25 protein-coding genes, 2 tRNA genes and 1 pseudogene are annotated in these 26,998 nt (G+C 71.9%); 12 read left to right on the top strand and 16 right to left on the bottom strand.

The features are described 5' to 3' along the window. Window positions 1-35 precede the first annotated feature (35 nt). From ACOJVX_RS02550 to ACOJVX_RS02530, 5 genes are all read right to left on the bottom strand, one after another. A tRNA-Ala gene (locus tag ACOJVX_RS02550) sits at window positions 36-111 on the bottom strand. 79 nt (window positions 112-190) lie between these two features. Continuing rightward, window positions 191-991, bottom strand: a complete 801-nt coding sequence (glpR, locus tag ACOJVX_RS02545) for a divisome protein SepX/GlpR (RefSeq protein WP_030104282.1) — start codon at window positions 989-991, stop codon at window positions 191-193. Window positions 992-1,402: 411 nt separating this feature from the next. Continuing rightward, on the bottom strand, window positions 1,403-1,999 hold the full coding sequence (locus ACOJVX_RS02540) for a GNAT family N-acetyltransferase (RefSeq protein WP_245588677.1): 597 nt from the start codon (window positions 1,997-1,999) through the stop codon (window positions 1,403-1,405). A 106-nt stretch (window positions 2,000-2,105) separates the two neighbouring features. Further along, a complete protein-coding gene (gene glp / locus ACOJVX_RS02535; protein ID WP_026417453.1) occupies window positions 2,106-3,329 on the bottom strand; it encodes a molybdotransferase-like divisome protein Glp in 1,224 nt (407 codons plus the stop codon). 41 nt (window positions 3,330-3,370) lie between these two features. Next, window positions 3,371-4,294, bottom strand: a complete 924-nt coding sequence (locus ACOJVX_RS02530; RefSeq protein ID WP_026417454.1) for a UTP--glucose-1-phosphate uridylyltransferase — start codon at window positions 4,292-4,294, stop codon at window positions 3,371-3,373. A gap of 76 nt (window positions 4,295-4,370) precedes the next feature. Here ACOJVX_RS02530 and ACOJVX_RS02525 point away from each other — a divergent pair, with 76 nt between their 5' ends. Further along, window positions 4,371-4,967 carry a 5-formyltetrahydrofolate cyclo-ligase gene (locus ACOJVX_RS02525; protein WP_418156034.1) on the top strand — a complete coding sequence of 199 codons (597 nt, stop codon included), beginning with the start codon at window positions 4,371-4,373 and terminating at the stop codon, window positions 4,965-4,967. 110 nt (window positions 4,968-5,077) lie between these two features. Further along, window positions 5,078-5,170: pseudogene (locus ACOJVX_RS02520) on the top strand (FmdB family zinc ribbon protein); the annotation flags it as partial. 62 nt (window positions 5,171-5,232) lie between these two features. Here ACOJVX_RS02520 and ACOJVX_RS02515 read toward each other — a convergent pair. Further along, entirely contained in the window at window positions 5,233-5,451 is a 219-nt protein-coding gene (locus tag ACOJVX_RS02515; protein ID WP_026417456.1) for a hypothetical protein, read from the bottom strand. A 118-nt stretch (window positions 5,452-5,569) separates the two neighbouring features. Here ACOJVX_RS02515 and ACOJVX_RS02510 point away from each other — a divergent pair, with 118 nt between their 5' ends. Together ACOJVX_RS02510 and mscL are read left to right on the top strand one after the other, a co-directional pair. Beyond that, a complete protein-coding gene (locus ACOJVX_RS02510) occupies window positions 5,570-6,235 on the top strand; it encodes an SAF domain-containing protein (protein WP_051313352.1) in 666 nt (221 codons plus the stop codon). 141 nt (window positions 6,236-6,376) lie between these two features. Beyond that, window positions 6,377-6,814 carry a large-conductance mechanosensitive channel protein MscL gene (gene mscL / locus ACOJVX_RS02505; protein ID WP_026417458.1) on the top strand — a complete coding sequence of 146 codons (438 nt, stop codon included), beginning with the start codon at window positions 6,377-6,379 and terminating at the stop codon, window positions 6,812-6,814. 101 nt (window positions 6,815-6,915) lie between these two features. Here the strand turns inward: mscL and ACOJVX_RS02500 are convergent, their stop codons facing one another. Continuing rightward, the gene (locus ACOJVX_RS02500) at window positions 6,916-7,098 is read right to left on the bottom strand and encodes a hypothetical protein (RefSeq protein ID WP_026417459.1); all 183 of its coding nucleotides are present in this window, start codon (window positions 7,096-7,098) and stop codon (window positions 6,916-6,918) included. 273 nt (window positions 7,099-7,371) lie between these two features. Here ACOJVX_RS02500 and ACOJVX_RS02495 point away from each other — a divergent pair, with 273 nt between their 5' ends. Then, window positions 7,372-7,578 (top strand): antitoxin, encoded by a 207-nt coding sequence (locus ACOJVX_RS02495; RefSeq protein ID WP_035273279.1) that lies wholly within the window; start codon window positions 7,372-7,374, stop codon window positions 7,576-7,578. Window positions 7,579-7,886: 308 nt separating this feature from the next. Here ACOJVX_RS02495 and ACOJVX_RS02490 read toward each other — a convergent pair whose 3' ends face one another. From ACOJVX_RS02490 to ACOJVX_RS02470, 5 genes are all read right to left on the bottom strand, one after another. Further along, on the bottom strand, window positions 7,887-8,387 hold the full coding sequence (locus ACOJVX_RS02490) for a MogA/MoaB family molybdenum cofactor biosynthesis protein (protein WP_103057001.1): 501 nt from the start codon (window positions 8,385-8,387) through the stop codon (window positions 7,887-7,889). 188 nt (window positions 8,388-8,575) lie between these two features. Then, window positions 8,576-10,201, bottom strand: coding sequence for a trypsin-like peptidase domain-containing protein (locus tag ACOJVX_RS02485; RefSeq protein ID WP_422647211.1), 1,626 nt, complete (start codon window positions 10,199-10,201; stop codon window positions 8,576-8,578). Window positions 10,202-10,357: 156 nt separating this feature from the next. After that, complete coding sequence (gene galT, locus ACOJVX_RS02480; RefSeq protein ID WP_422647210.1) at window positions 10,358-11,476, bottom strand: galactose-1-phosphate uridylyltransferase; 1,119 nt, start codon at window positions 11,474-11,476, stop codon at window positions 10,358-10,360. A 530-nt stretch (window positions 11,477-12,006) separates the two neighbouring features. Beyond that, a complete protein-coding gene (locus tag ACOJVX_RS02475) occupies window positions 12,007-13,422 on the bottom strand; it encodes a sensor histidine kinase (RefSeq protein WP_422647209.1) in 1,416 nt (471 codons plus the stop codon). After that, on the bottom strand, window positions 13,419-14,123 hold the full coding sequence (locus ACOJVX_RS02470) for a response regulator transcription factor (RefSeq protein ID WP_026417464.1): 705 nt from the start codon (window positions 14,121-14,123) through the stop codon (window positions 13,419-13,421). The genes ACOJVX_RS02475 and ACOJVX_RS02470 overlap by 4 nt, the downstream gene beginning before the upstream one ends. Before the next feature lie 638 nt (window positions 14,124-14,761). On the opposite strand from ACOJVX_RS02470, the gene ACOJVX_RS02465 reads away from it, so the two are divergent. Both ACOJVX_RS02465 and ACOJVX_RS02460 read left to right on the top strand, forming a co-directional pair. Then, window positions 14,762-16,222, top strand: coding sequence for a GGDEF domain-containing protein (locus ACOJVX_RS02465; RefSeq protein WP_081715212.1), 1,461 nt, complete (start codon window positions 14,762-14,764; stop codon window positions 16,220-16,222). Between the two features lie 188 nt (window positions 16,223-16,410). Then, window positions 16,411-16,483 (top strand) — tRNA-Arg (locus ACOJVX_RS02460). Between the two features lie 113 nt (window positions 16,484-16,596). On the opposite strand, the gene ACOJVX_RS02455 is transcribed toward ACOJVX_RS02460, so the two are convergent. Beyond that, on the bottom strand, window positions 16,597-17,013 hold the full coding sequence (locus ACOJVX_RS02455) for a hypothetical protein (RefSeq protein ID WP_026417465.1): 417 nt from the start codon (window positions 17,011-17,013) through the stop codon (window positions 16,597-16,599). A gap of 216 nt (window positions 17,014-17,229) precedes the next feature. Here ACOJVX_RS02455 and ACOJVX_RS02450 point away from each other — a divergent pair, with 216 nt between their 5' ends. Further along, on the top strand, window positions 17,230-17,850 hold the full coding sequence (locus tag ACOJVX_RS02450) for a dihydrofolate reductase family protein (RefSeq protein ID WP_422647208.1): 621 nt from the start codon (window positions 17,230-17,232) through the stop codon (window positions 17,848-17,850). Window positions 17,851-17,948: 98 nt separating this feature from the next. Further along, complete coding sequence (locus ACOJVX_RS02445) at window positions 17,949-18,887, top strand: NADP-dependent oxidoreductase (RefSeq protein WP_026417467.1); 939 nt, start codon at window positions 17,949-17,951, stop codon at window positions 18,885-18,887. Between the two features lie 36 nt (window positions 18,888-18,923). On the opposite strand, the gene ACOJVX_RS02440 is transcribed toward ACOJVX_RS02445, so the two are convergent. Next, window positions 18,924-19,346 carry a TIGR03668 family PPOX class F420-dependent oxidoreductase gene (locus ACOJVX_RS02440; RefSeq protein ID WP_026417468.1) on the bottom strand — a complete coding sequence of 141 codons (423 nt, stop codon included), beginning with the start codon at window positions 19,344-19,346 and terminating at the stop codon, window positions 18,924-18,926. 9 nt (window positions 19,347-19,355) lie between these two features. After that, the gene (locus ACOJVX_RS02435; protein ID WP_026417469.1) at window positions 19,356-19,634 is read right to left on the bottom strand and encodes a hypothetical protein; all 279 of its coding nucleotides are present in this window, start codon (window positions 19,632-19,634) and stop codon (window positions 19,356-19,358) included. Between the two features lie 253 nt (window positions 19,635-19,887). On the opposite strand from ACOJVX_RS02435, the gene ACOJVX_RS02430 reads away from it, so the two are divergent. After that, window positions 19,888-20,577 (top strand): vitamin K epoxide reductase family protein, encoded by a 690-nt coding sequence (locus tag ACOJVX_RS02430; protein ID WP_422647207.1) that lies wholly within the window; start codon window positions 19,888-19,890, stop codon window positions 20,575-20,577. A 49-nt stretch (window positions 20,578-20,626) separates the two neighbouring features. Here the strand turns inward: ACOJVX_RS02430 and ACOJVX_RS02425 are convergent, their stop codons facing one another. Then, entirely contained in the window at window positions 20,627-21,445 is an 819-nt protein-coding gene (locus tag ACOJVX_RS02425) for a VOC family protein (RefSeq protein WP_051712668.1), read from the bottom strand. Window positions 21,446-21,851: 406 nt separating this feature from the next. Between ACOJVX_RS02425 and ACOJVX_RS02420 the strand changes: the two genes are divergently transcribed. Next, window positions 21,852-23,654 carry an AMP-dependent synthetase/ligase gene (locus ACOJVX_RS02420; RefSeq protein ID WP_422647206.1) on the top strand — a complete coding sequence of 601 codons (1,803 nt, stop codon included), beginning with the start codon at window positions 21,852-21,854 and terminating at the stop codon, window positions 23,652-23,654. Window positions 23,655-24,416: 762 nt separating this feature from the next. Next, on the top strand, window positions 24,417-26,579 hold the full coding sequence (locus ACOJVX_RS02415; RefSeq protein ID WP_418155843.1) for a putative bifunctional diguanylate cyclase/phosphodiesterase: 2,163 nt from the start codon (window positions 24,417-24,419) through the stop codon (window positions 26,577-26,579). Window positions 26,580-26,998: the final 419 nt, after the last annotated feature.

The following is a 26,998-nucleotide window of genomic DNA, read 5'->3' as shown; positions in this document are numbered from 1 at the left end:
CGATAAGCGGAGTCGAGGCGCCAGTAGGCCCTCTATGGTGGAGCTGAGGGGAATCGAACCCCTGACCTTCTCGATGCGAACGAGACGCGCTACCAACTGCGCTACAGCCCCATGTTCCGTTGTGCGTCGAAAGCATAGCAGCGCCCGGACGAGGGGGGTGTACCCACCCCCACCCAGCCGGGCGCCGCGCTCACTCCCCGACCGCTCGGCGGTAGTAGGGGTGGTGCGGTACGTCTAACTCGTCGAAGGCGGGGTCGTCGTCGTCCAACTCGACGGCGAAGGCGCCGTGGTGGTTGGGACGCTGCGTGGCGCCGGGGACGTAGCCGGCGACGGAACCACCCGTCCGCTGTCCGCCCGCGCCCTGGCTCACGCCGCCGACCGGCCGCACGTGGCTGTGGCCCTCGGCGGCACGCCGCTCGGCCTCGGCGATGCGGGCCGCCCGCCGCTGGCGCACGGCCTCCTCGATCCGCACCTGCCTGCGCAGGTAGACGAGGTAGCCGAGCAGCCCGAGGTCGACCGCGCCGTGCGCCCACCAGAGCATGGGCATCGCCGCGAAACCGGCCACCAGGGCGAGCACGACCGCCAGGGTGATCAGCGCCAGCACCACTCGCTGGCGGAACGCGTACTTCGCCTTGGCGACCCTGGCCGCCGCCTCCGGGTCGAAACCCCCCCGGCCCGGTCGGTACCGCCGGCCGGCGCGGACGTCGTCGCCGTTGAGCGACCGCCACTGATCCTCGTCGTTCCCGGGCTCCCCGCCGCCCTCGTCGTCGAGATCGGTGTCCTCGTCCCGCTCCTTCTCCGGCACGCTGAGTTCCTCCTCGAACTCATTCCTGGCGGCGGGCACGGCATCGGCGCTCCGGCCTCGCCGCACCACCCTGGCCGCCAGCTCCGAATCAGCGGTACGCGAGACCTCCCGACGACGTCGCGCGATCATGGGCACGAGCACGACGAGCCACGCAACCGCCAGCCCAACGAATATCAGAGAACTCAACGTGCCTCGCCACCTCCCCCTAGCCACGAACAGCACGCTCCTGCGTTCGTCACGCTAGCCACACCAGTCACACCTACGTCGGAGGCGCGCCGGAATCTCCACGTTCCGCAAGTGTGGGGTTGATCGCCCTGGAGATCATCCACCAGGATCGACAGCAATCGTCGGTGCGCCTTGTCGCTCAGTGACCCATCGAGTGGGTTCCTGCCGCCTCCCGGCGGGGCCTGACTCTGTTGTGGCTGGTCACCGAACCCCTCGCACCGCGCCGCTCGCATCCCGGACTTCTGCCGCGTCGCGTTCGACGACTACCGAGCGCGACCACTCAGCCACGTAATGATCATCGATGGGTGGCGTCTCCGTCAACGGTGAACGTCTTTCGGGTCTGCGGGCGGCGCACCCGGAACGTAGCCAAGATCACGCCAGCCTGGCGCGTCCCTGGGTGACCAGCGCGTGCACCGCGCCCCGGGGCAGGTCCTCGACCGTCACCGCCAGGCACAGGTGGTCGTGCCAACCGCCCTCGACGTTGAGGTACCGGCGGTACAGGCCCTCCCTGCGGAAGCCGACCTTCTCCAGCACGCGGAGGCTGGGCCCGTTGTCCGGGCGAACGGTCGCCTCCAGCCGGTGCAGCCCGGCGGCGTGGAAGGCGTGGTCGACGGCCAGGGCCACCGCGGCACTCGCCACTCCACCACCCACCCGGGTGCTCGCCACCCAGTAGCCCACCCACGCCGAGCACAGCGCCCCTCGGATCACGTTGCCGATGGTCAACTGGCCGACGAACTCGCCGTTCACCGCGATCACGAAGGGCAGCGCGGTGCCCTGCCGCCCCATCCGCCGCAGCGCCCCGTACTGGCTGGGCCAGGCGAGGACCCCGTTGCGCTCCTCCCAGCGTTCGGGGGAACTGGGTTCCCACCGTTCCAGGTGGCCTCGGTCACGAAGCCGGATCGAGCTCCACGCCCCGCCGTCCCGGAGCCGGGGCGGGCGCAGTTCCACCGCCCCGGCGGGCACGATCACCGGGCCGAGCCTCTCCGGCCAGCCCGGGTGCCTGCTGAACTGGGTCGCGCTCAGCGGAGCCCTCCTGGCCTCCGTGCCACCACGCCGGTCACCACCGGGTCCTCCCTCAGCCGCGCTGGGCCAGGAAGCTGACGTGCACGTCCTGGTCCACGCCCAGTTCGGTCACGTCCTCGTCGACGAGGATGAGGCAGTTGGCCTCGGCCAGCGAGGCCAACAGGTGTGATCCACCGGCCCCCAGGGGTTGCACCAGGTACTCCTGGCTGGTGCCGTCCCGGAGCAGCTGCCCTCGGAGGAAGCCGCGCCGGCCCTTGGTGGAGGCGATCGGCGCGAGCAGCCGGGCCGTCACCACCCGGCGGTGCGGGTTGTTCTTGCCCAGGGCCGTCCGGATCAACGGGCGGACGAAGATCTCGAAGACGACGAGCGCGCTGACCGGGTTCCCCGGCAGGAGGAAGGTCGGGACCTTGTCGGGACCGAGCCGCCCGAACCCCTGGGTGGAGCCGGGGTGCATGGTGACCCTGGACTCGTCGATCTCCCCGAGGTCGGCGAGGGCGGCCCGCACCTGGTGCCCGGTGTTCCCGCCGACGCCCCCGGCGATGACGACCAGCTCGGAGAGCAGCAGCCGTCCCTCGACGACCTCGTGCAACCGTCTGGGGTCGGTGCTGACGATGCCCACCCTCGTCACCTCGGCACCGGCGTCCCTGGCCGCGGCGGCGAGGGCGTAGGAGTTGACGTCGTAGACCTGGCCGCCGCCGGGGTTCCGGTCGATGTCGACCAGTTCCTCACCGACGGAGATGATCGACACCCGGGGACGGGGGTGCACCAGCACCTTGCCGCGTCCCACCGCCGCCAGCAGGCCCACCTGGGCGGCCCCGATGACCGCCCCGCGACGGACCGCGACGTCACCGGCCTGGACGTCCTCCCCGGCCCGGCGGACGAAGGCACCCGAGGGCACCGGTTGCCGCACGGTCACCTTCGCCGGGTTCTCGTCGGTGTAGCCCACGGGCACCACCGCGTCGGCCAGGGTGGGCAGGGGAGCTCCGGTGCCGACGCGGACCGTCTGCCCCGGTTGCAGGCGGCGCGGCTGCCGCGACCCGGCGTCGATCTCGCCGATCACCGGCATCAACAGGGACTCCTCCGCGGCGGCCTGCACGTCGACGCTGCGCACCGCGTAGCCGTCCACCGCCGCCTGGTCGAAGCCGGGCAACGCCCGCTCGGCCACGACGTCCTCCGCGCACAGCAGCCCCTGGGCCTCGGAGATCGCCACCCGCACCGGGGAGGGTCGGACCGCGGCGGCGAGTACCTTCGCAAGCTGCTCGTCTACCGACCTCATCGCCACGAACTCACCGCCACCGTCGTTCAAACGTGACGCGGTCAGTTGGACCGCGTTCCCCCTTCGATCGTGCCCGCGGGATCGGCCACCACGTGACGGAGCCATTCCCGCAGCTCGGGGCCATACTCCGGGTTGGAGAGCGCGAAGTCCACCGCGGCACGCAGGAACCCGCCAGGATTTCCCAGGTCATGGCGTCCGCCACGGTGCACGACGACATGGACCGGATGGCCCTCCGAGATCAACAACGCTACCGCGTCGGTCAGCTGCAGCTCGCCACCGGCACCGGGGGTGATGCGGTCGAGCGCGTCGAAGATGGCCCGGTCGAGCAGGTAGCGCCCGGCTGCCGCGTAGGTCGACGGCGCGTCCTCGGGGGCGGGCTTCTCGACCATCCCGTGCACCCGCAGCACATCCTCCACACCGGTGTCCTCGACCTCGAACACCCCGTAGGCGGAGATCTGCTCCCGGGGGATGTCGAAGGCGCAGAGCACGCTCCCGCCGAAGCGCTCGCGCACCTCGGCCATCCGGGACAGGACCCCGGTCGGCAGGACGAGGTCGTCGGGCAGCAGCACCGCCACGGCCTCGTCCGAGTCGTTCAGGTTGGGCCTGGCGCAGGCGACGGCGTGCCCGAGCCCGAGGGCCTGCTCCTGGATGGCGACCTCCGCCCTGATCAGCTGGGGCGCCCGGCGCACCTTCTCCACCAGGGCGGTCTTGCCCCGTTCCTCCAGCGTCCGCTCCAGCTCGGGGCGTGGCTCGAAGTGGCGCGCCACCGACGACTTCTCGGGCGAGGTCACGATCACGAGCCGTTCCGCGCCCGCCTCCGCGGCCTCGCCCGCGACGAGTTCGATGGCGGGGGTGTCCACCACCGGCAACAGCTCTTTCGGCACGGACTTGGTCGTCGGCAGGAAACGGGTACCCAGTCCGGCGGCAGGGACGATGGCAGTCTGGAACGCGCTCGTCGGGCTCATACCCGGAGAGCCTAGCCATCCGAGGCGCGCCTCGACTGCGCACGTAACGTGACGCACTGTGACCCGGGCGGATGATGTGCCACCTGAAGGAACCAGTTCGGCCAAGCGGACCTGGCGACGACGGCTACTGGCCGCCCGGCGGGCGGTCCCGCCGGAGCAACGACGGGCGGAGGCGGAGAGGATCACGGCCGTCATCAGTGAGGTGGCCCGCGACAGGGCGGGGACCACGGTCGCGGCCCACGTGCCCTTCGGCACCGAGCCGGGGTCGCTCCACCTGGTGGACGCCCTGCGCGAGGGCGGCTGCCGGGTGCTGCTGCCGGTGGTGGTCGAACCGGACGGTCCGATGCGGTGGGCCGAGTACGGTGGGGAGGCGATGCTGCGCCCGGGCAACCTCGGCGTGCTGGAACCCTCGGGGCCGCTCCTGGCCCCGGAGGCGCTGTCCGAGGCCACGGCGATCCTGGTGCCGGCACTGGGGGTGGACCGGGCCGGGGTGCGGCTGGGGCGCGGCGGCGGTTGTTACGACCGCTCACTCCCGTTGGCCGCTCCGTCGGCGTTGACGGCGGCCGTGGTCCGGGACGCCGAACTCGTGGACCAGCTGCCCCACGGCCCGCACGACGCCCTGCTGACCAGCGTCATCACTCCCGGACGCGGGTTGCTCCACCTCCCCCGGTGACCAGCCGAGGGCCGGGGGGTGTTTGCGCGGAGGCACGACCTTGGCGCATTATCTGTATTGGCACTGTCCCCAGGCGAGTGCCAAATTGATGCTCACGGAGGATACGAACCGTGCCCACCTACCAGTACGCCTGCACCGCGTGTGACCACCGGTTCGAGCAGGTGCAGAGCTTCACCGACCAAGCACTGACGGCGTGCCCGGAGTGCCAGGGCAAGCTGCGCAAGCTCTTCTCCTCGGTGGGGGTCGTGTTCAAGGGGAGCGGTTTCTACCGCACCGACAGCAGGAGCTCCGGCGGCGGGACCGCCGCGAAGAGTTCCTCCTCGTCGAGTGAGGGTGCGACGAAGTCGGGCGACTCCGGTTCCTCCTCGAACTCCTCGTCCTCCTCGAACTCGTCCTCGTCGGACTCCGGCAAGAGCACGGCGTCGAGCGGGTCCAGCAAGGCCGCCAGCACGTCCTGACGGGCACCGGGCTCGGGGACGCTCACCGGCGGTTGTCCCCACCCCGCAGGTTGTCCACAGCTGGCTCCGCTGTCTCCGCCCCCATCGACGCCTTCCTCGTAATCTCGGCCGCGACCAGCGGGTACGAGCGAGAGGAACAGTGACATGCGCGGCGGGACGGGACGTGGGGCCAGCTCTCTCTCCTCCTCGGTCTGGCGACGCTGCCGGGCCGCGCTCCCGCCGTGGTCCGGCCCGCCACGCGCCGTCACCCTGCTCCGGCTCGCCGTGGCCGCCGCGCTGGCCGTGGTGGGCCTCGTGCTCCTCCCCGGGCACGACGTGCCGCATCGCGAGGGGCGAGCCGACACCGTGACCACGCTCGTGGCGGCGACGGACCTCGCTCCTGGCACGCCCGTCGACGTGAGCGCCGTGCGCGGCGCCCAGTTGCCGCCCGAGGCGGTCCCGGCCGCCGCGTTGACCGCGCCGGACCAGGCGGCCGGCCGGTTTCCCCTCGTCCCCGTCCAGGCGGGAGAGGTCCTCACCGAGGCGCGGTTCACGGTGGCCGGGCGTCCCGGCCACATCGCGGTACCCGTCCGCCCGCACGACCCGGCGGTGGTGGACCTCGTCCGCCCCGGAGCCCGGGTGGATCTGGTCTCACTGGATCCGGGTGGGGCTGGACATGTCCTGGCCACGGATGTCACGGTCGTCTCGGTCGTCGACGCCGACGGCGCGGCCACCCAGGGCTCGTTCGTCGTGGTGGCCCTTCCCGAGACGCTCGGCCACCAGGTCGCGGCGGCGACGCTCAGGACGCAGATTACGATCACGCTGCGCTGATCATCCGCTCCCCTGCGTGGTCAAGGGTTGACCCCGTTCGGTGCGCGGGCGATGTTCCCGCCGCGCGCCAGTTGGGCGCGGGATCGGCCTCCCGTCGTGAGCCACCGGACACGACGACACCACCAGAACGAAGGAGGGCCCGTGCTCAAGGGCTTCAAGGACTTCCTGATGCGCGGCAACGTCGTGGAACTCGCGGTCGCCGTGGTCATCGGCTCCGCCTTCACGGCGATCGTGACGGCCGTCACCGAGAACCTGATCCAGCCGATCCTCGACGCGGTCGGCCCGGCGGACGTGGGGAATCTCGGGATCAGGATCGGCACCTCGCCGGACGGCACGCCCATCACCGTCGACTTCGGCGGGGTGATCACGGCCGGCATCAACTTCCTCATGGTCGCGGCCGTCGTCTACTTCATCTTCGTGCTGCCGATGAACAAGCTCCAGGAACGCCGGCAACGCGGCGAGGAGCCGGCCGCGGCGACCCCGACCGAGCTGGAACTGCTGACCGAGATCCGGGACCTGCTGCGCGAGCAGCGGCGCACCGCCGAGGAGGGCGCGGTCCTCGAACGGGACCGGGGCTGACACCGACGCGACCGGGGCCGGTGCGCACGGCGGGAGTCCGTGGACGGCACGCCAGCTCGGAGCGGCACGGCGGGTGTCCCCGCCGGTGCGGGGGTCGCGTGTCACCCGCCGTCGTGGTGGGGTGGCCGGTTCTCCCGGTACCAGTCCTCCGCCGACCGCTCCTGCCAGTAGCGCTCCTGGTCGTCCCGTTCGTCGGACGTCGTGTCGGGGAGGAGTTCTCCGACGACGTCCGCCGGCCTGGTCACCCGCCGCCGACCACGTTCGGGCCTGTCCCGCTCTGCCATGCACGCAGTATCCGTCGGGGCCGCCCCGGTGGGGAAACGACCCCGGGAGCACATGCCCACGGCGGTCCGCTCCGTAGCCGCCGACCGGCGGCACGCTCGGCCATCCCCCGGTTGCCGCGCCGGGCGGTCCTCGCACCGCGTCCGGCGTTCCCGTCCGGGCGCCCTCACCCGCTCGAGCGGCTCACGCGGATCAGCGCTCGGTTGCGGGATGATGAGTGGGTGGGCCGCGCCGCCGCGCGCGTCCCGTCATCTGAGTGTGAGAGGGAGTCATCGATGAACGGTTTCCTGGACAAGGCCAAGGAACTGGCTCAGCAGGCCAGGGAGAAGGCCGCCCAGGGAGTGGACGCCGCCGCGTCCAAGGTCGACGAGATGACCGGGGGGAAGTACACGGAGCACATCGAGAACGTGAGCAACAAGGTCGAGAACGCGCTCGACCCCAACGCGGGCGACGAGGGCCAGAACAAGGACGGGCGAGCCTGACCCGACCTCAGCGCCACGACGCGCGCGGGCCCGCAACGGGCCTCCGCGGTGATGGTGACCCGTGCCCGGCCGGGCGGGGACGGTGATCGTTCCACCGCTGATCGGCGCGCGAGGCCGGGAGCGGGAAGGTCCCGACGTCTGACCGATTCGACACCGCGCCCACCGCCCGGTCAGGTGCGGACGGGCGCGGGAAGCGGGGAGGGGCCGGCCCCGTCAGCGGCCGGCCCCTCCCTCCTCGTTCCGGTCCCCTCGGTCCCTCGTCCTCGTTCCCGTCGAACCGCGTCAGGGCTGGGACGCCCCCGTCGTGATCACGGGGTGTCGAGGCTGGACAGCTCCTCGATCACGTGGGTGACCAGTGGCGTCAACGTGGCCATCCCGTCCCGCACGGCGGCCCGCGAACCGGCCAGGTTCACCACCAGCGTGCTCCCCGAGACACCGACCAGGCCCCGGGAGATGCCGGCGTCCACCGCGCCGGCGGCCAGCCCGGAGGCGCGCAGGGCCTCCGCGATGCCCGGGATCGGCCGGTCGAGGACCCCGAGGGTGGCGTCCGGGGTGACGTCACGGGGGGACACCCCGGTCCCTCCCACCGTCACGACGACGTCCACCCCACCGATCACCGCCGTGTTCAGCGCGTTGCGGATGTCCACGACCTCACCGGCCACGGCCACCGTGCCGTCCACGATGAAACCGGCCTCCTCCAGGAGTTCGGTGACCAACGGGCCGATGGAGTCCCCGTGCTCCCCCTGTGCCACCCGGTCGTCGACGATCACGACGAGGGCTCGTCCCAAGCGCTGCGGGCTACGTTCCATGCGAGTCACCGTAGTGGGCGTGACCGGATCGAAGACCCTGGTGTCCACGATGTCGGTCGCCCAGATCTGGTCGTTCACCATCAACTACCACTCTCCGTAACCCAACGTGGGCAAGTCGCCCGAATCTCCGTCAACCCTCCCCCGAGAGTGAACAGATCTTCCCCGTGGCCCGGCCACGGGCACCGCTCTCACCCCACGGTCTCACTGCCCAGGGTGACCTGGATCTCCCGCTCGTCGCCGCCGCCCTGGTTCCGAACGGTCAGGGTCACCGTCGCACCCGGCTCCTCCGAGCGGACGGCCGCGATCAACGCGTCGCTGCTCTGGATCACCCGGTCGTTCAGCTTGGTGACCACGTCACCCTCCTCGACGCCGGCCTCGGCGGCGGCGCCGCCGGGGATGACCTGCGCCACGTCCGCCCCGTTCTGCCGGGAATCGACCGCCAGTTGCACCCCGAGGACTGCCCGGGTCGCCACGCCGTTCTCCCGGAGCTCGTCGGCGATCCGCCGGGCCTGGTCGATCGGGATCGCGAAGCCCAGTCCCACCGATCCCGCCTGACCGGTGCCCGCGCCGGGGCTGTAGATGGCGGAGTTGATGCCGATGACCCGTCCCTCCATGTCAACCAGGGGCCCACCCGAGTTCCCCGGGTTGATGGCCGCGTCGGTCTGGATGGCGTCGAGGACGGTGGCCTCCGTGCCCTGCTCGCCGCCCGCCCGCACCGGGCGGTCGAGGGAACTGATGATGCCGCTGGTCACCGTGCCGGTGAGCCCGAACGGGGAACCGATCGCGACGGCGTCCTGCCCGACGGAGAGGTCGTCGGAACGGCCGAGTTCGGCGGGGGTCAGGTCGGAGACGCCGCTGGCCTTGACGACGGCCAGGTCGGACGAGGGGTCGCGGCCGATGATCTCGGCTGGCGCCGTGGTGCCGTCCGCGAACGCCACGACGATCTGCCCGCCCTGGACCGCCGGTTCGACCACGTGGTTGTTGGTGAGGATCAGGCCGTCGGAACTCAGGACCACGCCGGATCCCTCACCCGCTCCGCTCTGTCCCCGCACCTGGAGTTGGGTGACGCTGGGCAGCACCTTCTCCGCCACCTGCTGCACGGACCCCTCCGGGGCGTTGCTGGCGTTGCGGGCGGGCGGCTGCTGGTCGAGCGCGCTCACCGAGGAGCCCCCGCCGGCCCGTTCGCTGACGATCCACCCGGTCACGCCGCCACCGACGGCGCCGGCCAGCAGGGCCAGCGCGGCGACCCCCGCCACCAGCCGCCCGGTTCCCTTCCCGCGCCCGGCGGCCGCCGGGCGGTGGTGTTCCGGGTTGTGCCCGAAGCCGTGCTCCGGCACGGGCTGGAACGGACCGGGCTGGCCGCTGCCGCCGTGCGCACCGGAGCCCGCCCCGTACTGGCTGCCCGGGTACTGGTACTGGCCGCCGTGGTGCTGGGCCGAGGACGAGTAGGGCAGCCCGTAGGGCGTGTAGCGCTGGGGGGTCGGTGACTCCTGCTGGCCGCCCGGCCGTTGGTGGCCGTGTCCGGAGGTGTCCTCCCCGTGACGCGGTGGGGCGGGCTCCCAACCGTGCTGTCGAGATCCCCCGTTCGTCCCGCTCTCGGCGGCCGGCGGACCGCCCAGGCCAGCGGTTCCTGGCGCTGACGCCTGCTCGTCCGGACGGTCGTCCGGGCCTCGACCCGAGGGCTGGTGCCCCGCGGCGTCCTCGCTCGGGCTGGGCCGCGACGTGCGATCTGCCTCTCCCCCAGATCCCGCACCCGACGCGGGGTCCGGGGAACGGTCGGGATCGTTCTCCGGCTTCGAGGTCTCATCGCTCATGGGACAACTGTGCACCGTCCGGCTGAGAGGGGCCTGAGATCCTCCTTGGTTTCCGCACAGAGCGTGTCGGGACCGTGGCGGCACCCACCCGCGTCGAGGCGTGACCGGCGGTCCCAGCCCGGGCCGGGGAGGGCCGGGCGCCCGCGTCGGAGAACCTCAGCCGAGCTCACGCAGCCGCTGGGCCACCCGCTCCGGCAGCACGTCACCGATCCACACCGCCATCCCGGACTCCGACCCCGCCAGGTACTTGAGCCGGTCCGGGCCGCGCAGCACGGAGAAGACCTCCAACCTCAACCAGGACCGTTCCCGGTCGGCCCGCACGGGGGCCTGGTGCCAGCCCGCCACGTACGGCAACGGCTGGTCGTGCAACCGGTCGAGGCGTCCGAGCAGGTCGAGGTAGAGCGGAACGAAGGCGTCCCGCTCGTCCGAGGTGAGCGCCGGCAGGTCGGCCACCTGCCGGCGGGGCACCAGCTGGACCTCGACCGGCCACCGTGCCGCCGCGGGGACGAACGCCGTCCAGTGCTCGTTCTCGGCGACGACCCGCGTTCCGGCGGCCCGTTCCGCGTCGAGCACGTCGCCCAGCAGCGGACGGCCGTGGGACGCGTGGTGCCGTTCCGCCTGGGCCTGGAGGCGGGCGGTCCTGGGGGTGACGAAGGGGTACCCGTAGATCTGACCGTGCGGGTGGTGGAGGGTCACCCCGATCTGCTCGCCCCGGTTCTCGAAGCAGAACACCTCCTCGACCCCGGGCGTCGCGGCCAGCGCCGCCGTCCGATCGGCCCAGGCGTCCACGACGGTGCGGGCACGGGCCGGGGTCAGCTGGGCGAAGGACGTGTCGTGGTCGGAGGTGAAGCAGACGACCTCGCAGCGGCCAACGGCTGGTCGGCTCGGCACCAGGGTGCCGCCGTCGACGCCGGCGAGCACGGTCACGGCCCGCTCGTCTCCCACGGGCACGGGAACGCCGGGGGGAGTCCCGAAGGACGGGAACCGGTTCTGGAAGACGACGACGTCGTAGTCCGCCTCCGGGATCTCCGTGGGGCGGTCGGCGGTGGAGGGGCACAGCGGGCAGAGATCCGCCGGCGGCTTGTAGGTGCGCGACTGGCGGTGGGCGGCGATCGCCACCCACTCGCCGCTGAGCGGATCGCGGCGCATCTCGGAGGCCGGCTGGTAGGGGGGCAGGTCACGGGTGTCGAACGCGCCACGCGTTGGCGCCGCCGGATCGGCGTCGAAGTAGATGATCTCCCGGCCGTCGGCCAGCTGGGCGACTGTTCGCCGCACTCCGGTTCCTCCCCCGTTCGCACACGACCATGAGCGGCCCCGATCCTATGGCCGGCCCATGCCGAACCAGCCGGAACTCGGGTCCGATAGTGGCCAGTCCCGCCGGTCCCACTGCCCCCACCGCCGCCCCACCGAGACGTCGCGGAGCGCTTCCGAGCCGCTCCCGAGGAGGAGGGGGAGACGACCAGGACGTCCCCCACGCAGCCCCCACCCTCTCCGGGGGAGCGGCCCCTGTGCCAGCCTACTCAGCTGTTCCGCGCTGTTTCCACTGGTCACGGTCGCGCTGTTGATAACCCGATCCTGTGAGCGGCGCGGACGGCACCCGGCTGGAGCAGCGCGGGCGACCTGAGCGACGCGGACGGCACCCGGCGCGGACGGCACCCGGCGCGGACGGCACCCGGCTGGAGCAGCGCGGGCGACCTGAGCGACGCGGACGGCACCCGGCGCGGACGGCACCCGGCGCGGACGGCACCCGGCGCGGACGGCACCCGGCTGGAGCAGCGCGGGTCGGGGCGGCACCCGGGTCGACGTCACACACCCGCCCGGCCGGGCAGCCGCAGCGTCAGCAGGGCGCCGCCCGTGTCGGCGCGCCCGGCGCGGACCGTCCCCCCGTGGCGCTCGGCGGCCTGGCTCACGATCGCCAGTCCGAGCCCGGACCCGGGAAGGGTCCTGGCCTCCGAGGACCGGTAGAACCGTTCGAAGACGTGGGGCAGGTCGGCGGGAGCGATGCCCGGTCCGGAGTCGGCGACCTCCACCCTGATGGTGGTGTCGTTCTCCGGGGTCATGGTCAGCAGCACGGTGCCCTCCGGGGGACTCCACTTCGCGGCGTTGTCCAGCAGGTTGAGCACCGCGCGTTCCAGGGCGTTGGCATCACCGAGCAGGGTCCACGGGTGCGGGCGTACCTCGAAGGCGATGCCGGGTGCCCGCCGTCTCGCCCGGTCGAGGGCGCGTTCGACGACGTCGACCAGCTCAACCGGCTCGTGCACCACCTGCGGCGCGTCCTCCCTCGCGAGTTCCACGAGGTCCCCCACCAGGTTGGACAGTTCGTTGATCTGCGCCCGGACGTCCTCGTAGATCTCCATCCTGTCCTGCGGGGACAGCTGGGGGGCGTCGGGCTTGCTGGAGGCGACCAGCAGTTCGAGGTTGGTGCGCAGCGAGGTCAGCGGTGTGCGCAGCTCGTGCCCGGCGTCGGCCACCAGGCGGCGTTGCCGCTCCTGGGACTCCGCGACCGCCCCGAGCATCGTGTTGAAGCTCATCGTCATCCGGGCCAACTCGTCGTCGCCGGACACCACGATGGGTCTGAGGTCACCTGTCGTCGCGACCCGTTCCGTGGCGGCGGTCAGCCGTTCCACCGGTTTCAGCGCCGCCCTGGCCACCGCCGTTCCCGCGATCGCCGCGACGACGATGCCCGCGCCGCCGACGACGGCCAGCACCACCGAGAGCAGCCCCAGGGTTCCTCGGATCGAGTCGAGCGGCTGGGCGACGACCAGGGCCGCCCCGGTGCCGATGGGCAGGGCGATGACCCTGGTGTCGGTGGCGGTGTCGGTGCGCAGCGAACGGGGGAGCTCTCCCCGGGCCACCGCCAGCTCGGCCCGACCCGTCGCCGGGGCCCGCGTACCGGCGGAGAGCACCTCGCCGCTGGCGTACACCAGCCCCAGTTGCACGTCGGAGGCCACCAGCACGACGGCCGGGGCGGACCGCAGCTGGGACGCCGCCATCGACTCGCCCACGGCCTGCGTCGCCCGCTGGGTCAGGCTCCGGTCGAGTTCGTCGTAGAGGCTCTTGTGCACGGCCAGGTAGGCGCCGAGGGAGACCAGCGCGACGGCCGCCCCGACGCAGATGGCCGCGAGCATGCTGACCCGCGTCCGGAGGGCCATCCGCTGGTGCCAGTCGTTCCAGCGTTCGATCCCCACGGTGCGCTGGGGTGGTCGGTGGGCGTCGGTCACGGAGGTGTCTCCCGCAGCACGTAGCCGACCCCCCGAACGGTGTGGATGAGGCGGGGTTCACCACCCGCCTCGGTCTTGCGCCGCAGGTAGCCCACGTACACCTCCAACGCGTTCCCGGAGGTCGGGAAGTCATAGCCCCACACCTCCTCGAGGATGCGCGTCCTGGTCAGCACGCGCCGGGGGTGGGCGATGAACAGTTCCAGCAACGCGAACTCGGTGCGGGTCAGGCTGATGCGCCGTTCGCCTCGCCGGACCTCCCGCGTACCGGTGTCGAGTTCGAGGTCCGCGAAGCTCAGCACGTCGACCTCGTCCTCGGCCGGGTTCGCCGGACCTCTTCTCCGCAGGAGGGCGCGCAGCCGCGCGAGGAGCTCCTCCAGGGCGAAGGGCTTGGGGAGGTAGTCGTCCGCGCCGGCGTCCAACCCCGCGACCCGGTCGGAGACGGCGTCCCGCGCCGTCAGCACCAGGATGGGCAGGTCGTCACCCACCCCGCGGAGGCGCCGGCACACCTCCAGCCCGTCCAACCTCGGCATCATCACGTCGAGGACCATCGCATCCGGGCGCGCGTCCGGGGCCAGCCCCATGACCGCGGCCAGCGCCTGCTGCCCGTCGGCGGCCAGTTCCACCTGGTAGCCGTTGAACCGCAACGACCTCCGCAACGACTCTCGTACGGCCCGGTCGTCGTCGACTACGAGGATGCGCATGAAGGCAGTGTTACCTTTCGCCCTGAGAGCGAGCTGAGAATCGTCGGTCGTGGCGACCGGACCACCGCCCGGCCGCGCCATCCCGCGGCGACGACGACGTCGAGCCGGGGGTACGGCAGGCCCCTACTCCCGGTCCCGGCGGGGCGCACGGACCGTAACAGCACGATTCGGGTACCCAGGCGGGGTCCGGCCGCCGCCGGGCACGCCCGAGCGGGAAATGGCGCTCGGGAAAAGTGGGGTCGTGGGCGGTGCGTCGATAATCGGCGGGCCGGAAACAGCGGTCGACGGCGGCAGTTCCGGAGCGGGACAAACAGTTACGCAGCGTTCCGACCAAGGGCCACCACTACGCAGCGTCGCTCAGGCAATAAGGCGCGCCATTCAGTTGCCCACTGGAGGCAACACCACCCTTCAGTGACGGAGCAGCGAGGCCGTATGCTGCGCGGACACTGGTATGGGTGAACTTGTGGGCGCCGGACCACAACATGCTGGCACCTGTTCTTGGGCTACGCGAGTAGCCTGTCGACAACACCTGTGGGTACGAGCGAAGCCGAGGTGGAAAGTCGGTCAGGAGATGTCTGTCGGTGAGTGAGCACGACTATTCGCCGTTGACGGAGCATATTCCGTCGCAGGACCGGAGGGTGCGGTTTCTCGTCGAGTCTGGGCAGACCGACGAAGCCAACACCCTGCTCGACGCGGTGCTCGAACGGCCTGACCCGCGCACGGGCTGGCACCGGGTGGCGATGTTGGTCAACCGGGCCATCGCGGCCTGGCGGTTGGACCGGCTCACGCTGGCCCTGGAGCTGGCCGCCGAGGGCTGGACGGAGCTGGACGCGGAACGCCCGGAGGGGCGCACCGCCGCGCACACCCTCGGCCTGCTCGGCCACCTCATCGACTCGATGGGGCATCGCAGGGCCGCGTTGGACATGCTGCGGCTCTCGGTCGAGGTCGCCCGGGGGACCGAGGACGACGCGACGTTGGCCGCCTGCCTCCAGCGGCTGGGCGGGACGTTGAACATGTTGGCGTCGCAGGAGGCCAGCGAGAACGCGGGGGCGGTGTTCGCCGAGTCCCGGAGCCTCCTCGCCGAGGGGCTGTCCCTGGTCGAGGGTGGTCGGGTGCACCGGAGCCTGCTGGTGGCGCATGCGCGGTCCCTGGTGGGCGTTGGCCGTCTCGCCGAGGCCGAGGAGGAGTGCTCCCGGGCGCTGCTGCTCGCCGAGGCGGCGGACGACGGGTGGGCGGCGGCCACGGCGCGGTGGGTACTGGCCTGCTCGGCGCGGGACCGCGACGACCTTGTCCCGGCGCGGGCGCTCGCCGCCGAGGCGCTGGACGGCGTGGAACGCACCGGGGACACCACCCTGATCCACCGGTTCGCCGAGGACCTCGCCGACATCTGCGCCGGGCTGGGCGACCACCGGGGGGAGGCCAACGCGCTCCGACGGGGCCTGGCGGCGAGCCGGAAGGTGACGGAGACGCTCAAGGAAGCGATGGGGCAGGCGCTGGAACAGCGCCGGCTGGCGGTGCAGGCGCACCGGGCGGCGGTGGCCGCCCGGGAGGCCGCGGCCCGCGATCCGCTGACCGGGTTGGTGAACCGCCTCGGCCTGGAGCGCAGCGCGCCCCGGCTCATCAAGCGCACGGCGTCCAAGGGACGCGTTCCGTGGCTGGTGCTGGTGGATGTCGACTGGTTCAAGGACGTCAACGACGATGCCGGTCACGCCGCGGGGGACGCGGCGCTGCGGGAGATCGCGCAGCTGCTGCGGCGGGAGTGCCGGGCGGACGACCTGGTCGCCCGGTGGGCTGGCGACGAGTTCGTCATCCTCCTCGTGGACGCCACGGAGAACAGGCTCGACGCGGGCCCGGTGGTGGCGGAACGGATCCGGGCGGCGGTCGACACCCACGACTGGCGCACGGTGTTGGGCAAGACGACCCGGCCCCCGACGGTGAGCATCGGGGTCGCCGCCGGCCCCTCACAGCTCGACCAGCTGTTCACGGCGGCGGACGTCGCCCTGTACCGGGCCAAACAGCAGGGCCGCAACCGGGTCGAGGTGCAGCCTCCCCCGGAGGACAAGGGCTTCACGCCACGGCAGAGCCTGAGTGGCAGCTGAGCGTGCCCCCAGCTGTGATCGCCGGGCAGTGGGCGGCCTCCGAGCCGACGTGCGGGCGGGCGGGAAGGGCCGTCGGGCGGGTGGGCCCGCCCGACGCGTCGGGGGTCGGCCGTTCTCCCGGAGTCCCGGCACGATAGGCTGTGCCCGTCATTCCGAGCATCTGACGTGATGTTCGGAATGACGGGTAGGGCCTCGTAGCTCAGGGGATAGAGCACCGCTCTCCTAAAGCGGGTGTCGCTGGTTCGAATCCAGCCGGGGCCACACAGGTCGTGGGCCGCCGCGTGCCGCGGCTTCGCCGACCAGCGCCACGATCCGCCCTGACGTCCCCCCGGGGCACCTCAAGACCGGAGAACCCCGTGCCGTGGACGGCGGGGTCAGCCCCAGCCGCCCTGGACCATCGTCTGGAAGTACCAGCGTCCCTCCCTCCGGATCAGCAGGTCGCCGTACCGCATCCGGTGCCGCACCCCGTCGTGGGTGTAGGTGGCGTCCGTGACGACGAACACCAGCGAACGGCTCAGGAAGTGCGGGGTCCGCACCGACTCCATCCGCGCGCCGTCGCCGACGATCTCGGTCATTTCCCGGACGTACTGCTCCCGGTCGCTCCAGGAAGCGCTCCCGTTGCCCTCCGCGTCGTCGGTGACCGAGTTCAACGGGAACATCGCCAGGTCCGCCATCCGCTCGACCTGGGCTGTCGCCGCGAGCTCGTCGTAGTCGTCGAACCACGCGAGCACGCTGGCGACGTCCTCGGGGCTGGGCTCGAATGCTGGTTCCTCGATGGGATCGTCCGCCATCGCCATCCTTTCGTACGCCGTACGGTACGGCGTACAGGCTACCAGTCGGTCTGGCCGGGAACGCGGACCCGCGACCGCCCGCGCCCGCGCGACCGCGGTCCCAGCCCAGCGCGGCCGGAGTAGCGGGACTGGTCCTGGGACGGGCGTGCGGAGGCCTCGACACCGGTACCGTTTCCCTCCCGGGGGCAGGGAGCCCGCCGGGATGAGGAGGTCCAGATGGGACAGATCACGGTGACGACCCAGCTGTCGCTCGACGGTGTCGTCCAGTCCCCTGGAGCGCCGGAGGAGGACCCCTCGGGCGGCTTCGACCGAGGCGGCTGGGTCGCACCCCACGTGGACGACGACATGCTGCGGATCATCGCCGAGGACTTCGGCCGGGCCGGCGCGTTCCTGCTCGGTCGCCGCACCTACGAGATCTTCGCGGCCCACTGGCCCCTGGTCACCGACCGGCAGGACCCCATCGCCACCGCGCTGAACACCCTGCCCAAGCACGTGGTGTCCGGCACCCTCGGCACGCCGGGTTGGGCCGGCACTGAGGTGGTCCGAGGCGACCTGGTGACCGAGGTGACCCGCCTCCGGGACACCACCGACGGTGAACTCCAGGTGCACGGCAGCATCACCCTGGTCCGGGCGTTGCTGGAGGCCGACCTGGTCGACGAGTACCGCCTCTGGACCTTCCCCGTGGTCGTGGGCGCGGGCCGGCGGCTCTTCGCGGAGGGACTGCCGTCCCGCACCGTCCGGCTGGTCGACACCGCGAGCACCGGTGCCGGGGCGATCCGTGCCCGCTACCAGCCGGTGGGGCCCGCCCGCTTCGGGAGTCTCGCGCTCGGCGGCTAGCGCCTGGCCCGGCCCTTCACCCCCACCCGGGCGCTGCGGTCGCGGACGCCGCACGGTGGAGCGACCATGCCTGGTGAAGGCCGGTGAAGGAGGCAACCGTGAGAGCTCTCGTCGCCACCGACTACGGCGCCCTCGACCAGGCGCTCGTCCTCGCGTCCGTCCCCGAGCCGGTACCGGCTCCCGGCCAGGTCCTCGTCCGGGTGCGGGCCGCCGCGCTCAACCCGCTTGACCTCGCCCTCATCCTCGGTTCGATGCGGGAGCAGATGCCGATCGCCCACCCCTTCACCGTCGGGATGGACGCGGCGGGGGTCGTAGTCGCGGTCGGTGACGGGGTTCGCGACCACGCTCCCGGCGACGAGGTCCTCGGGTACTCGGCCTTCGTGTCCGGCACGGTCGCGGAGTACACCCTGATCGAGTCCGGCCCCTACCTGGCCAGCCGCCCGGCCGGCCTGGACCCGGTGCGGGCCGCCGGCGTTCCCGAGTCGGGGTTGACCGCGACCCACCTGCTGCGCGCGGCCGGCCTGAGACCCGGCTCGTCCATGCTGGTGATCGGTGCGACCGGTGGCATCGGCCTCTACACCGTGCAACTGGCCACGGCGGCCGGCGTCGAGGTGCTCGCCACCGGGAAGCCCACCGACCGCGACTACGTGCGTTCGCTGGGCGCCGTGGAGATGGTCGACTACACGCGGGGGCAGGTGGTTCGGGACGCCCTCGCCCTCCGACCGGACGGGGTCGACGTGGTGCTGGACCTGGTGAACGCCGGGCCGGACATCGTGGCCAGCGCCGAGGCGGTGCGCCCCGGCGGGCGGGTGGTGTCACCTCTCGGAGGACCAACGGAGCTGGGGAGGGGTGTGACGGCCCACTACATCGGCCAGATGACCCCCCGCCCCGGCGATCTCGCCGAACTCGCCGCCCGGGCGGCCTCCGGGCGCCTCCGGGTCGAGGTCGGGGCCGTGTACCCGTTGGACGAGGCCAAGCAGGCCGTCACCGACTTCGCCAGCCGCCACATCCACGGCAAGGTGGTCGTCCGGATCTGAGGGTGCCGGGGGAGCCGGCTTCCCCCCGGCGGCTGGTCAGGTGGCGGTCCAGCCGCTCCAGCGCCGCACCCGGAGCAGGACCAGCGCGTCGAAGGGGTCGGCGTCCCGGTACTGCGGGTACTTGGTCCGCAACGCCCGCGCCGCGCTCTCGTCCGGTTCCTCCCGGACCTCGGCGATCCCGTCGGCGCGAACCCACCAGAGCGCCGACCAGTCCGCGTCATAGGAATCGACCAACGCGCTGAACCGCGGGTCGTCCCTGATGTTGTCCAGTCGTCGCAACCGGCGTCCGCTCTTCGGTTTCCGGTCGACCGCGCTGACGAGCACGTCCGGATCGTCCGGGAGTACGGCGAAGGTGAGGGGAACGAGGTGGGGTTGGCCACCGCCGCTCACGGTGGCCAACCTCGCGACCGGGCTGCCCGCGAACCGGGACCGGCACCGCTCCGACGTGAGGGTCGGCATCGTGCCTGATCAGCGCCCCGCGCCGAGCGGAGGCTCGGCCGCCTCCGAGTAGCGCTGCCGCACCCGCCGGTGGACGACGTACCCGACGGGCACGCCGACCGCCGCGCAGACCAGCAGCGGGATGATTGGAACGACCAGCACGAAGGAAATGCCGAGAATCGCGAGCGCCAGGATCATCGTCCTCATTCCGACCCTGGTGAGCATGGCGCCGACCGCGCCGCTGAAAACGACCACAAACGCCCCGATGAAAAGAACCGGGACGAGATGGGCCTCGATGAAGCCTCCCACCGATCTACTCCCTGATCGCCACTGTCACCGCACTGGTTCCCCCTCACCACCCTATCGCCGGGCGGTCGGTGAACGTTGCGCGCCGCCGCCGTCGGCCGCGTCCCCCCGGACGGAGCTGGAGCCGCGGGAGCCCGGACGGACGTGAGCCGTGCCACCGGGTGGCCCCGGGCGCGACGTGAACCGGAGCAATCCACCCGATCGGTACCGCTCGACAGGGCTGGTAGGCCCCGTCGCGGGTCTAGAATTGCCGCTGATGTCCGAACAGCTGGCCACCCACACCGTCGACTCCGAGGGCCCCTCGGGGAAGGCCTCGCCCGACTCGCGGGAGCCGGGCCAGACGGGGAGTGAGGACCTCCTCGGTGCCCCCTCCCCCACGCGGGGTCTCGGCTGGTTGCTGACCGTCGGTGGTTTCCTCGGCTTCCTCGCCTCGTTCGTGCTCATGGTCGAGCGGATCGAGCTGCTCAAGGACCCGCTGTACATCCCCTCGTGCAGCCTCGACGCCGTGCTGAGCTGCGGTTCGGTGATGACCACCCCCCAGGCGGCGCTCTTCGGTTTCCCGAACCCCCTGATCGGCGTGGCCGCCTTCCCGGTCGTGGTGACCGTGGGCGCGGCGGTGCTCGCCGGGGCCCGGCTGCCCCGGTGGTTCTGGCTGGGTCTCCAACTGGGAGCCACGCTGGGCACGGTGTTCGTGCACTGGCTGATGTTCCAGAGCTTCTTCAACATCTCGGCCCTCTGCCCCTACTGCATGGTGGTGTGGGCGGTGACCGTGCCAATCTTCTGGTACACGACCACCCACAACATCGAGCGGGGCCACCTGCGGCTCGGCGGGTTCGGCCGGGCGCTGGTGGCCTACCGGGGCCCGGTGCTGGCGGCGTGGGCGCTCTCCGTCGTCGGCCTCGTCGTGGCGGTGTTCTGGACCCACTGGAGCCAGTTGTTGTCCTGACCGCCCCCACCCGCCGGCCCCCGAGGGCCCGGGCGCCGGTCTGGCGGTCTCAGTCGTCGTAGGGGTCGTGGTCCTGCCCCCAGCCCACCGCCCGCGTCTGGTCGAGCAGGGCGACCCGCGCGCCGGCCGTGTCCCGGATGACCGCGACCCGACCGTACGAACCATCGAAGGGGTCGACCCTGACCTCGGCTCCCGCCGTGACGGCGCGGCGCAGCACCTCGTCGACGCCGTCCTCGGGCCGGACTCCCAGGTAGATCAGCCAGTGGGGTTTGGTGCGGACCACGTCGGGGACCATCCGCACCCTGGCCAGCACCGACTCGCCGCCCGAGTACCAGACGGCGAAGTCGGCGGTGGCCCCTCGGCCGTGCTGGTCGACGCGGAAGTCGAAGAGGTCCCCGTAGAACTCGTCAGCCGTCCTCGGGCCCGTCGTGATGAGCTCGCCCCACATCAGGGAACCGGGCACCCCGACGTGGAACTGCCAGCTCCGACTGGCCCGCAGGAATCCGAACTCCGCGAGGTGGGGGTCACGGGCGACGGCGCGCAGCCCGACACCCGGCACCTCCGCGCTGGGGCGGAGCAGCCTCCCGCCGGTCTCACGCACCCGTTCCGAGGTGCGTTCGACGTCGTCGGCCGCCAGGTAGAGGGTCCAGGCTGGGGCGCTGTCCTGGCTGGGGCAGAGACCGGCCACCGGGTAACCGTCGAGCAGGGCGAGCGTGTAGCCGTCCTCCTGGTGGTACTCCCACCCGAACAGCCGGTGGTAGAAGTCCTCCGCGGCCGGGAGGTCCGGGGTTCGCAGGTCGATCCAGCAGGGCAGCCCCGCGGGCAGGCTTCCGTAGAGCAGGTCGGTTCCGGTCTCGAGAACGGCCACGTCGCATCACCTCCGCGCACCGGTTTTCGGTCGATCCGAACGAGATGTCCCCGGCGCGCGTGGATCATTATCAACGGATCTGACGGTGGGTTGACCCGAACAACGATGTTTCACCGAGCTGGGGGCCACGAGCGTGACCAGGACGTGACCAGCGGGAGCGCGGGTCACAGCGGCCTCGACCGCCCACTCGTTCGGCGTAATGCCTGCGTGGGGCCCTGCGCGCCGTGACTGGACCCGAGGACCGGACGGCGGATCCATCGAGCCATCAGGGCAAAGTCTTGCCCAATCGACGAGTTCCGGACACGATACGTTCCTGGCCTGCCATCGACGGGAGGGCGGTGGACTCACCTTGAGACCGTGGGGCGGGCAGGCCCAGCCCAGCCGCTGACGTCGCGAGGAGTCCGCAGTGAGAGAGTTCAGCCTTCCGTCCCTGGCCGACGACGGGGTGTCGGGTGGCCTGGCCGAGATCGTCTACCAGAACGCCGAACGCGAGGGCGACCGCCCGGTGTACGCCAGGAAGGTCGGCACGGCGTGGCGGGATGTCACCGCCCGCCAGTTCCGCGACGAGGTCACCTCGGTGGCCAAGGGCCTGATCGCCGACGGGGTGCAACAGGGCGACCGGGTCGCCCTGTTGTCGAGGAGCCGCTACGAATGGGCGCTGCTCGACTTCGCGATCCTCGCCGTCGGCGCCGTGACCGTGCCCATCTACGCCACGTCGTCGGTCGAGCAGATCAGGTGGATCCTCTCCGACTCGGGGGCGACCACGCTGATCGTCGAGACGGCGGAGCTGGCGGCGACCGCCGAGTCGGTGCGTTCCGACCTGCCCACGTTGAAGCGTGTCTGGACCATTGACGACGGCGCCGTGGACGCGATCGGGGCGCTGGGAGCGGACAGTTCCGACGACGAGGTCACCGCCCGCCGATCCGCGACGCCCACCAGCGCGACCGCCACCATCATCTACACCTCCGGGACGACGGGGAACCCCAAGGGGTGCGTCCTGACGCACTCCAACTTCTACGCCGAGATCGACAACGGCATCGGCGTGCTCCCCCAGCTCTTCCGGGGGGAGAAGGGCGTGGAGCCCTCGACGCTGCTGTTCCTGCCCACCGCCCACGTGTTCGGCCGGATGGTGCACTTCGCCGTGGCGAGGGCCGCGGCGAGGACGGCATTCACGCCGGACATCGCGGAGGTGAGCGGGGACCTCCAGACGTTCCGCCCCACCTTCATCCTCTCCGTGCCGCACGTGCTGGAGAAGGTGTACAACCGGGCCCAGCAGAAGGCGGCCTCCGAGGGCAAGGGCCGCGTCTTCGCGATCGCCGCGAAGACCGCGGCGCAGTACAGCAAGTCCCTCGACGCGGGCCGCACCCCGCTGCCGTTGCGGGTCAAGCACGCGGTGTTCGACAAGCTGGTCTACGCGAAGCTGCGGGCCGCGCTCGGCGGACGGCTTCGCCACGTCATCTCCGGTGGTTCGGCGCTGGGAGAACGGTTGAGCCACTTCTACCGGGGGATCGGCGTCCAGATCTTCGAGGGGTACGGGCTGACCGAGACGACGGCGGCGGCGACGGTGAACTCCCCGGAGCGGGTGAAGCTCGGAACCGTTGGTCAGCCACTGCCGGGGCACTCGGTGCGGATCGCCGACGACGGCGAGATCCAGGTGCGCGGTCCCATCGTGTTCGGGGAGTACTGGAACGCGAAGGAGGCCACGTCGGAGGCGTTGCGGGACGGCTGGTTCAACACCGGTGACCTCGGTGAGCTGGACTCCGACGGTTACCTGCGTATCACCGGGCGCAAGAAGGAGATGCTGGTGACGATGGGGGGCAAGAACGTGGCTCCCGCGAACATCGAGGACCGGGTCAGGGCCCACCCGCTGATCAGCAACTGCCTGGTGGTCGGCGATGGTCGCCCCTTCATCGCCGCGCTGATCACCTTGGACCCCGAGGGCTTCGCCCAGTGGAAGACCGACCGCAAACGCCCGGCCGACACGGAGATCGCTGACCTGGTGGAGGACGCGGAACTGTTGGCGACCGTCCAGGAGGCCGTGGACCGGGGGAACCGGGCGGTGTCCCGGGCCGAGTCGGTGCGCAAGTTCCGGGTCCTGCCCACGGACTTCACGATCGCCGGCGGTCACGTCACGCCATCGTTGAAACTGCGGCGTGCCGCGATCAGCAAGGATTTCGCCGCCGAGATCGAGGCGCTTTACGCCAAGTAGGCCCGCGCATTCGAACGAAAGGCGCAGCGGCACCGGGGCCGCCCTTCACGTGGGGACATTCTCCACTGGGAGGGCGGCCCCGCTCCGTCACCACGGGTTCTTCCGCGCGCCCCGCCACCCGGATCTCCTATTGTCGCCGAATCGGGTCGGAAGTGATCCGACGCTCGGCTCAGCCGGCGTCGAGCGCTGGTGCTGTATCTTCGGCAACGGGTGTCATCCCGGTCAGTAGACTCGTCCGCGTGCGTTCTCCGGGAGGTACGTCGTGACCAATCACGGTGATTGGCCTTCGACGGTTGTCGACATCGGACCAGCGGACTCGGCCAGGACCGCCACCCGCCTCCCGTCCCCGCGCGTCGTGCGGGGCGCCGCCTCCGGGCCGCGCCGCGACCACACCTCGCCCGCCGTGCCACCGGGCACGCCCCGGTGGGTGGAGCGGAGCCGAACCGAGGTCCACACCGGACCGTTACTCGGGGCGGCGCACACTGGCGCCGCTGCCCACGCGCTCCGCACGCGTGGAGCGAAGGGTGACGTCATGGCTGGTCGGACCCGTGTTCGCCGGATGGTTCCTCGTGCGGCGACCTCTGGGTCGGCGGCAGGGGAAGGGCGTCCCGCCCCCCGGGGACCGTCGAACGGCCCGCTCGGCGGGGCGGCTACCGTAGCCGGTCGCCGGCTGCCGCCCCGGGCGGGAACCACGCGGTTCCCCCCGGCGAGCCACCTACCGACAGGCACCGGGAGGACCGAACGCTGGAGCCGTGTGACACCGTGACCGAGAACGTGAGCGACATGGACCCCGAACCAGACGGACCGGACACCGCGCGTGATGCGCCTTTCGCGGAACAGTGGGCGGACGGGATCTACCTGACCAGTTACGCGCCGCTGTCCCGGGACGAGACAATAGAGTTCCTCGCCGACCTGGCGGACGACCTGCGAAACGCGCTCCTGAACGGAGAATTGTCCACGCGCGCGGTGGAGGACGCCGGCCGCGCGCTGATCGGCAGGAATTTCACCAGTTCCGCGACACTGTCACGCAGTCTTACCCTGATCGGCCGCGAACTGCCGAGAATCCTGGAACTGCCAGATTCACCGGAGAACCGCGCGAGAATCGCCGCGGTCCAGGGGGCGTTGGCGGCGGGTTTCACGGAGGCGCTGCGCAAACACGTCTTCGACAGGCAGGAGGCGCTCAAGGCCGCGATGGTCAACGCCCGCGAGCAGGCGGAGGAGGCGTTGCGGGACAGCGAGCAACGGTTCCGGACCGTCTTCAACTCGGCTGCCAGCGGCGTGGCCACCATCAACCTCAACGGGCGGTTCAAGAGCACCAACCCCGCCATGCTCCAGCTGCTGCGGATGAGCGAGGACGAGCTGCTGGCCAGCGATCTCTTCGACCTGGTCCACGCCGAGGACGTCGACAAGATCCGCTCCAACATGTTGGAGCAGGCGGTGGGTCGGATCGATGACCGCTTCCGGCTGGTCGTGCGCTTCCTGCTCAACCAGGACGAGCCGATCTGGACGCGGGTCGCGGTCTCCCTGGTGCGCGACCACGACGGCTCCCCCGACTACCACGTCGTGCTGGTGGAGGATCTCAGCGACGTCTACCTGCTCCAGGAGCACCTGCGGTACCAGGTGTCGCACGACCAGTTGACGGGTCTGCGCAACCGGTCGGTGCTGCTGTCCACCCTGGAGCGCGTCCTCGCCGAGCTGCGCCCGGCCGGCCGGGTCGCGCTCTGCCAGTTCGGCATCGACGGGTTCGGGCTGCTCAACGAGGGGCTCGGGCACGAGGCCGGTGACGAGGTGCTGCGGACGGTGGCGCGGCGGCTGCGCGACCACTTCCGGGAGCACGGCGGCATGGTGGCACGGCTCGACGGTGACGAGTTCGCGGTGCTCATCGCGAACTCCCCCGGTGCCGCCGAGACGGCCGCGGTGGTCGAGCGGGCGTTGGGCGTGGTGAGCGAGCCGATCACCGTCCTCGGCGAGGAGATCGCCGTGTCCGCCAGCGCCGGCCTGGTGGAAAGGGTCGTGGGCGACCTCCAGCCGCTCCAGCTGCTCGGGGCGGCGGGGCAGACCCTGCGCCGGGCGAAACGGGACGGTCGCGCCCAGTGGACGCTGTACGACCAGTCGCTGGCCGCACGGGACCGCCAGCGCGCCGCCCTCGCGGCGACCATGCCCACCGCGTTGCGCCGCTACGAGTTCTACCTCGACTACGAACCCGTGGTGCGGTTGGCGGACGCGTCGTTGGCGGCGGTGCGGGCCGTCGCGCGGTGGGACCACCCGGAACACGGGATGCTCGGCGCCCGGGACTTCGTCGACGTCGCCACCGAGTGCGGGCAGATCATCCCGATCGGCCGGTGGATGCTGCGGCAGGCCTGTGAACAGCTCAGGAGGTGGCGGGACCGCTGCGGTTTGCGGGCGGTGATCAGCGTGCCCCTCAGCGACCGCCACACGGCCGACCCGGACCTGGTGGCGGACGTGCGGGACGCGCTGGAGACGAACGGCCTCACGCCCTCCGACCTCCAGGTGGAGTGCTGGGAACGGGCGATCCTGGACGAGGACGGTGACCTCCGGGACTCGCTGGTGGCGTTGACGGAGCTCGGGGTGCACCTCGTGCTCCGCCGGATGAGCGGCTACACCTGCTTCTCCCAGCTGGAGTCGATGCCGGTGGAGGCGTTGGTCGTGTCCGCGTGGGGCACCCGTACCACCGACCACGGGGAGGACAGCGTCGACAACGAGGTGCTGCGCACGGTGTTGCCGATGCTGCGGAAGCTCGACGTGACCCTGATCGCGGACGCGGTGAGGTCGGAGGAGGAGGTGCGCCGGCTGCACGACCTGGGCTGCGACCTGGCGTACGGGCCGTTGTTCGGCGCCCCCGGACCGCCCGAGGACATCGAGGACCTCGCGGTCCGGGGAGTGCCGGTGGCGCCCGTTCCCTGACCCGTGCCGGCCCCGGCCCGCTGGTCGCGCCCCCTGGCCCGGCGGCGGTGGCAGCGGGGACGAGCGCGGCCCCTCGCGGCGGCCCCACCGCGGCCCCTCGGGATCGGTGACCGCGTGCGGGTCCCGAGGACGCCGTGGGGTGGGTCCGGTCGGTCGGGGAGCGCGGTGGGTCCGCTGACGGTGGTCCGGGGGCGGAGCCGGCCCTCGGCGGGCCCGCTCCCGTCTGACCTGGTTACCCGGTGGCGCTGGCGGCGTGCCCGCCGGAGGAGACCGGCCCGGCGGCCGCTGCCCGGCTGGTCACCGATCCCCACCAGCCGGCGGAGGTCGCGCCGGCCCGGACCCCGCCGAAGGCGTCGCGGCGACGGGGGGACCGCTGCCGCGCGGTCCGTGGTGGCGTCCCGGGCGTGCCGGGGAGCGGC

Origin of the sequence: Actinoalloteichus caeruleus, from assembly GCF_049311605.1 — a bacterium.
In the GTDB taxonomy this organism is placed as follows: domain Bacteria; phylum Actinomycetota; class Actinomycetes; order Mycobacteriales; family Pseudonocardiaceae; genus Actinoalloteichus_B; species Actinoalloteichus_B caeruleus.
Note: the sequence above shows the minus strand (reverse complement) of the source record. Positions and strands in the feature narration are given on the sequence as shown.